This window comes from Candidatus Magnetobacterium casense (genome assembly GCF_019173545.1).
In the GTDB taxonomy this organism is placed as follows: Bacteria; Nitrospirota; Thermodesulfovibrionia; order Thermodesulfovibrionales; family Magnetobacteriaceae; genus Magnetobacterium; species Magnetobacterium cryptolimnobacter.
In genome coordinates, this window is the sequence record NZ_JABXWD010000217.1 from 1 (window position 1) to 6,002 (window position 6,002).

General features: G+C 44.9%; 8 protein-coding genes. 5 read left to right on the top strand and 3 right to left on the bottom strand.

The window, feature by feature from the left end; genetic code table 11:
* Positions 1-101: 101 nt before the first annotated feature.
* Positions 102-1,229: an ATP-binding protein gene (locus HWQ67_RS11605; protein WP_218252853.1), complete on the bottom strand. Its 1,128-nt coding sequence runs from the start codon at positions 1,227-1,229 to the stop codon at positions 102-104.
* Between the two features lie 207 nt (positions 1,230-1,436).
* Here HWQ67_RS11605 and HWQ67_RS11610 point away from each other — a divergent pair, with 207 nt between their 5' ends.
* From HWQ67_RS11610 to HWQ67_RS11625, 4 genes are all read left to right on the top strand, one after another.
* Positions 1,437-1,751: a YbjQ family protein gene (locus tag HWQ67_RS11610; protein WP_218252854.1), complete on the top strand. Its 315-nt coding sequence runs from the start codon at positions 1,437-1,439 to the stop codon at positions 1,749-1,751.
* 57 nt (positions 1,752-1,808) lie between these two features.
* Complete coding sequence (locus tag HWQ67_RS11615) at positions 1,809-2,609, top strand: YbjQ family protein (protein WP_218252855.1); 801 nt, start codon at positions 1,809-1,811, stop codon at positions 2,607-2,609.
* On the top strand, positions 2,606-3,430 hold the full coding sequence (locus HWQ67_RS11620) for a M48 family metallopeptidase (RefSeq protein WP_218252856.1): 825 nt from the start codon (positions 2,606-2,608) through the stop codon (positions 3,428-3,430). Before HWQ67_RS11615 ends, HWQ67_RS11620 begins: the two co-directional genes overlap by 4 nt.
* Before the next feature lie 424 nt (positions 3,431-3,854).
* Complete coding sequence (locus tag HWQ67_RS11625; RefSeq protein WP_218252857.1) at positions 3,855-4,007, top strand: hypothetical protein; 153 nt, start codon at positions 3,855-3,857, stop codon at positions 4,005-4,007.
* Positions 4,008-4,037: 30 nt separating this feature from the next.
* Here the strand turns inward: HWQ67_RS11625 and HWQ67_RS11630 are convergent, their stop codons facing one another.
* Positions 4,038-4,976, bottom strand: coding sequence for a hypothetical protein (locus tag HWQ67_RS11630; RefSeq protein ID WP_218252858.1), 939 nt, complete (start codon positions 4,974-4,976; stop codon positions 4,038-4,040).
* An 83-nt stretch (positions 4,977-5,059) separates the two neighbouring features.
* On the opposite strand from HWQ67_RS11630, the gene HWQ67_RS11635 reads away from it, so the two are divergent.
* Positions 5,060-5,218, top strand: a complete 159-nt coding sequence (locus HWQ67_RS11635) for an LA_3696 family protein (protein ID WP_218252859.1) — start codon at positions 5,060-5,062, stop codon at positions 5,216-5,218.
* 131 nt (positions 5,219-5,349) lie between these two features.
* On the opposite strand, the gene HWQ67_RS11640 is transcribed toward HWQ67_RS11635, so the two are convergent.
* On the bottom strand, positions 5,350-5,685 hold the full coding sequence (locus tag HWQ67_RS11640; protein WP_218252860.1) for a hypothetical protein: 336 nt from the start codon (positions 5,683-5,685) through the stop codon (positions 5,350-5,352).
* Positions 5,686-6,002 lie beyond the last annotated feature (317 nt).

The following is a 6,002-nucleotide window of genomic DNA, read 5'->3' on the forward strand; positions in this document are numbered from 1 at the left end:
TTATCATATCTATTCTCCTTTTTTTATATAGATACAATAGTTTAACCGAACATGAATATGTTAATCCACTAACATCGCAATTTTTATGTAATCTGACATTGTCAAATTAAGACGGTGTAAAGAATAATAATCTTAAACAATAAGCTCGGCATATCCGGCAAGGGGAAGCGTAGTTTAAACCTTGAAAACTCATTAAATTGGGTTATGACATTTTTAGCTATCAATCTCAGGATGTCAATCTCCTTTAAATTATCATGCCCAAGATTAATCTTTACGTAGATACGGTGACTGTAATTGAATAGTTTATGGAGTTCATTTTTTAAAAAAAATATTGTAATTGTAATAATTACGAGTGAGATAAGTATAAATATAGTAGAATGTGATGAATAATGCGCAACATATATATACACTATTAACATACATATGATAGGGATAAAAAATGCTATCAATTCTATTAGTATGTATATTTTATTTATTAGTATGAATTTATTTTTCAAATTTTTAATTTTTGGCAATAAGAAATTGAACATCATTACACAAGAAATCAATAATAAATACATATGTAGTTCGAATGTATAATCAAAAATATTCCCTGATGGAAGAGAAGGTGAAAAAACTTTGCTGTAACATCCTTTAAGAGTCTCCATTGTAAAAATCGAAGCTAACCGGATGATCAATACTATCAAAAAGTCGTGAACAGCCGTTCTCAATTTAAACCTTGATGTTTCTATCTTAGAAATTGTGAGAATATTTTCAAAGAACAGCAAGAAGTTTGAAAAACTTGAAAGATACTTCTTCCAATCTTGCCTGAAGAGATAAACAAGAGAAATGACAATTAATGCCGCATTCCAAATCCACCACTTTTCATCCAGCAGCGGTAAAAAGAGCAGCAGCAACATGATCCTAATATACCTTGCCAGTACACTGCCGCCGCTTCCGGCTGTTGTCACATCGGCGATGACCTTGCTGACCAGGCTGGTCTTTCCCATGCCCTTGAAGCCGGTGACCAGGTAGGCGCCGGACTTTGTCTCATCGTTGGTGAGGAGGCTTGTGAGCCGCTCCGTTAGCTTCTTGCGACCGATAAATCTGCCATCCAGGTTATCCACCTCCGAGGGGCCGTGAAAAAACTTGTAGTCATGCAACTCAAGGTATATCGGCTTGATCCTGGCCGAGTAATCCGAGAGCCTTTTACGCTGCTCTTTTATCGCTTCTGTATATCCACCATGCATATAGATCTATAGTGTAAATTATATAAAAAATAAAATCCAGAGAATTCTTCTTCACGTATTGAAATCGTTATATGTTTTTCGATACACACCCTGAGCGTAAAGACTGCACCCATGCCCCGACACAGGTCTTTACAAACGATATAAAAAAATGCTACACTCCTGTTATGAGAGCTTTTGAGAGAAATAAACGGTAAAGGGAGAACTGCTATGACTCTGACAAATATTGAAAACGTACCAGGCAAAAAAATAGTTGAACACTTTGGCATTGTCACGGGGAGCACGGTGCGGGCAAAACATATCGGCAAGGACATAATGGTAAGCCTCAAAAACATAACCGGCGGAGAATTAACCGGCTATACGGAACTGCTCAATGAGGCCAGAACCGAGGCTACAAACCGCATGATCGCACAGGCCAAACAGTTGGGGGCAAATGCCGTTGTCAATGTCCGCTATGCGACGTCGTCTGTTGCACAGGGGGCATCCGAACTCTACGTCTATGGCACTGCCGTTGTAGTAGAATAGGGCTTGCGGATGGGCCACCAAAAAACCGGCCATCAGTAAAGGGAGCATCGGGGAAAAATGCAACAGTATGCCGACTTAGTAAACATAGCCATATTTATCGTCCTTATTGCCGTGGGGTATTTTATCGGCAAAATGATTGAATCCAGACACTATCGTTCCATCCTGGCCAGGGAGGCCGACCTGATATCTCTGCCCGTGGTCAGCATCAAGACACTTGCCGATGACGGCAGGGAGATTGACAACGTCCAACTGGTAACGGGACATACCGTGATATCAACCGACTACTTCAAGACGTTTCTGTATATGTTCCGCAAGATTTTTGGCGGCAGGGTGGCATCTTTTGAGAGCCTGCTTGACCGCGCCAAGCGAGAGGCCGTTCTGCGCATGAAGGAGGCCTCACGTGGGGCTAACATTATCCTCAATCTGAGGGTTGAGGTCAGCGCCATAAACAAGGAAAATCCCGCATGGCCCGCTTCGGTAGAGGCCCTGGCATACGGAACGGCCATAACATTCAAACCCGGTTCGCCCAAGGTGTCCCACGTGCAAGAGCATCAATCCGAACCCACTTCCTCTGATGATGACAACTACGAAGATACACAGACACTGGAGACAGAGCATGTGGAAGAGACGCGATTCATGCTGCTCTTTTATGGTGAAATAGCCCCGGACCAGGACATAACTCAGGTAAAGGATAAGGTTGCACAGGCGTGTAAGGTATCCCCGCAAGTGTGTAATAAGATGTTTAGTGGCCGTAAGATAATCCTGAAAAAGGACGTTGACTATCAGACGGCGGTGCTTCACCAGGAGGCCTTTCATCGCACCGGTGCCTTATGCTATGTAAAACCAATGGATAGTTGAACTACACCCACAAAAACATAGAAGGCAATGTAAACGTCTCCAGTCCCACACTGAGACGGGAGCTGTTTGTCTTGCTGGGGATAACGGTAGCCGGCGTCGTGGTCATATACATAGCCCTTGGCCTGACGGTTGACCTGTTGGTTGCATGGATGCCCGAGGGCTTTGAGGACAGGATGTCGGTGCTGTCTCCGGTTGTCTTTGACGATAAGACGGAGCATGGCAAGGCCAGGGGGTATCTGCAGGGACACGTTGATAACCTTGCACGAGAAGCATTCCCCGATAAAAAGACCCCCTACAGGGTGCATATAATCGATGACGCCAAGCCCAATGCCATGGCCCTCAACGGACGACTCATCCTGGTATCCACGACGCTGCTGAAGGAACTCAGGTCGCAGAACGAACTGACCTTTGTGCTGGCACACGAGCTTGGCCACTATGCCCACAGAGACCACCTCCGTGCCATGGGACGCTCCCTGGCAATCATGGTGCTTACGGCCACCATCTTTGGGGACAACTCTACCATCTCGAGCTTTATCGTCAACTCCCTGTCGGCCATGGAAACACGCTACTCCCGGGGACAGGAAACCCGGGCAGACCTCTTTGCCCTTGAACTGTTGTACAAGCACTATGGTCACGTCGCCGGGGCAAGCGACTTCTTTGAGAGATTGTCCAAACAAGACAGCACAGGCCCCTACGCCTACCTGCTGGCCTCACATCCATACCCGCTTCATCGCATCAAGACCCTCAACGACCATATAAAACAAATGAACTACCCCGTAAAAAAACTAACACCTGTCTCCGAAGAACTAAAACTTAGATAAAAAAAGAGTTGCCCCGATAGTTGTTGAAATCTACAGCAATTCTCAGTGAACTTGCCGAATGGCTTATTATAAGCATTTTGCTACAGACCTAAAAAATATTTTTCGTAAAAATTCTCTATTTTTACCGGATGTTTTTTATGCAGTATTATGGTAAATTTATACAGTAAGAAAAGCAGGTTTCAAAGTATGACGGAGTATCCATGCTGTTTAATCTGTCATTTTTCTTGCAAACTCAAAACAGGTTGGTAAACATGAAGATAAAGAAGCATTTATCATTTGGAGTTTTAGTTAAAGTCTTTTCCGGCTCTTTCTCAAAGTGAGTGGGTAAGATTAGCAATCCCGCCTATGGTAAGGCTTGACATGTTCCATTTAATATCTGCTGTTTCTGAGGTAAAAAGACATTGGTCAGGAGTAATAAGATGGTATGACAGTAGAATCAATAAATATTATCGCATCAAGGGATATACGATCCGTAATCTCAGAAGTGTTGATACCAAATTACATCCCGACCGCGATTGTAGCGATACACGGCATAACCGGAAATGTCATCAGCGGCCTCTACGCTAACACCCTTTAAGATGTCTACCAAATCGTCACGCAACAACAGCTAACCGTAAAGAGCATTTAAGCCTTCATCTTTTGTTATATCAATTCCGTGATTAACTATATCAAAGCCGGTTAATTTACCGGATCGAACATCATCAACAAATGCCTGACGCTGTGGCGATAAAACCTTCGGCTCCAACTGAACATCACCACCAAGCATAAAACGTATTTCGTCATCTGAATATCCAAGATCACGAAAATATTTTGATAAAACATTCTTGTCAGGTTCGCTAGGGTCTGAAGGCGATACAACTCCTTCATCAACTTTACCGGAAACACCAACGACAAGATCATCTATCTTATCTTCAGAACGTCCCTGCTGACGAAAATAGCCTCTCAACCACTCCTCATCTGACATCTTGCTATCTGCATCAGAACGAGCACGACTTGACTTCAACGAATCATAATACGGTGACACAAGTTCAACAGGAACCGTTGTACGATCAGATATGTCCTTAAAATCCTCAGAGGTAAGACCAACTCCGCCTGTCTCTGCTTCCTTTTGATTGATGTGAAGAGCAAGATTAAGATCGTCAAACGTCTCTTTCAAAGCATCTTTGGAATTACCATATTTTTGCATATTCTCATAATATTTTCGATGAAAATCACTAATAACACCGGCATCGTCAACGGTCTTCTCAACGCGTCGCAGAAACCTCCACCCCGATGGATTAGCGGCATGCACACCGACAAACAAAGCCGCTCCGGAACCGATGTTAGTCAACCGCTCCTGCAAGTCATCCGCAGGTTGCAAGGCGCCGGCTGCACCTCCTAGCGTTGCAGGACTTATCAGATGTAACCGATCTAAGGCCGCCTGTTCTGCATCGGTAAGTTTATTCATGTAAAACTCATTAATCTTTTTCACATCATCTACAGACAATCGCTCACCTGCCTTAGCCCTGGCTTGCAAGCGTTCAACAACAGGATACAACTTTTGCACGGACCCTGTTTATACGCCTGCTCCTCCTTTTTTTTCCGGGTTATGTGTTTGCATTTTTACATGCGTGGTTGTATACTAAAGTCATGAGTGTAATAACGATACCAAAGGCACTGAGAGACAAGCTTGGCGACGAAGGCACGGACGCCTTTATCAAGGTCATCAACGAAGCCGGCCTTGACACGAGGAGAGACTTGGCGACAAAAGATGACTTCCAAGCTCTAAGGATGAGGTACTCAAGGTAGAGTCCAGACTCAAGGATGAAATTGCAACCATCAAGAGCGAGCTGCTTTTGCTCACGTGGATGATGGGCATACTGATAGCCGGAGTCGTGGCACTTGTCATGAAAGCCTTCTTCATGTAACAACTTCCTCCTTTACTTGCTAATCGTCTCAATCGAAGCCTCTAACGTGTTGATCGACGACAGCACATGCCCAAGCAGCGTGACAAACGCATCCGTACCCGTCTTTGCAGCAGCCAACTTGAGTTGATTGTTGTTCATCATCTCCTGTAACTTGAGCCTTGCTATCTCAACGCTCTGCATACTTTCGGCCTTCTTTGCCTCCGTGTTGGTGCGTTCCGTCTCAATCCATACACGAAAGGCCTCTGCTATGGCCCTGGCCTCTTCACCCCAACTGGCTATTTCGGCCTTGTACTTGTCCACCTTCAATGCCTCTATCGAAACATCACCGTGCAGCTTGGCCTTTTCCATGTCAAGCCCTGCAAGGTAACCATCCAGGTTGAGCTTGGCCTGCGCTATCTGTGCATCCAGGTTGTCCTTGTCTATCGCTGATTGAATCCGTGCCCCTTCAAACTCAACACGGTAAGCATTAACGAGCGTCTCATATATCTACGCCTGGACGTGCTGACCTCTGACCTGTGCCTCCCATGCACGAAACTCAAGCTCTTTCAACTGTGCCGTGGCAATGTGGGAATCAATAACGAGCTTGCCCTGTTCAAGCACGAGCCGCTGAACGTTAGCAGCCAACTCCGCCGCCTGCATGTCTATCTTGTAACCCTCAAGTATGG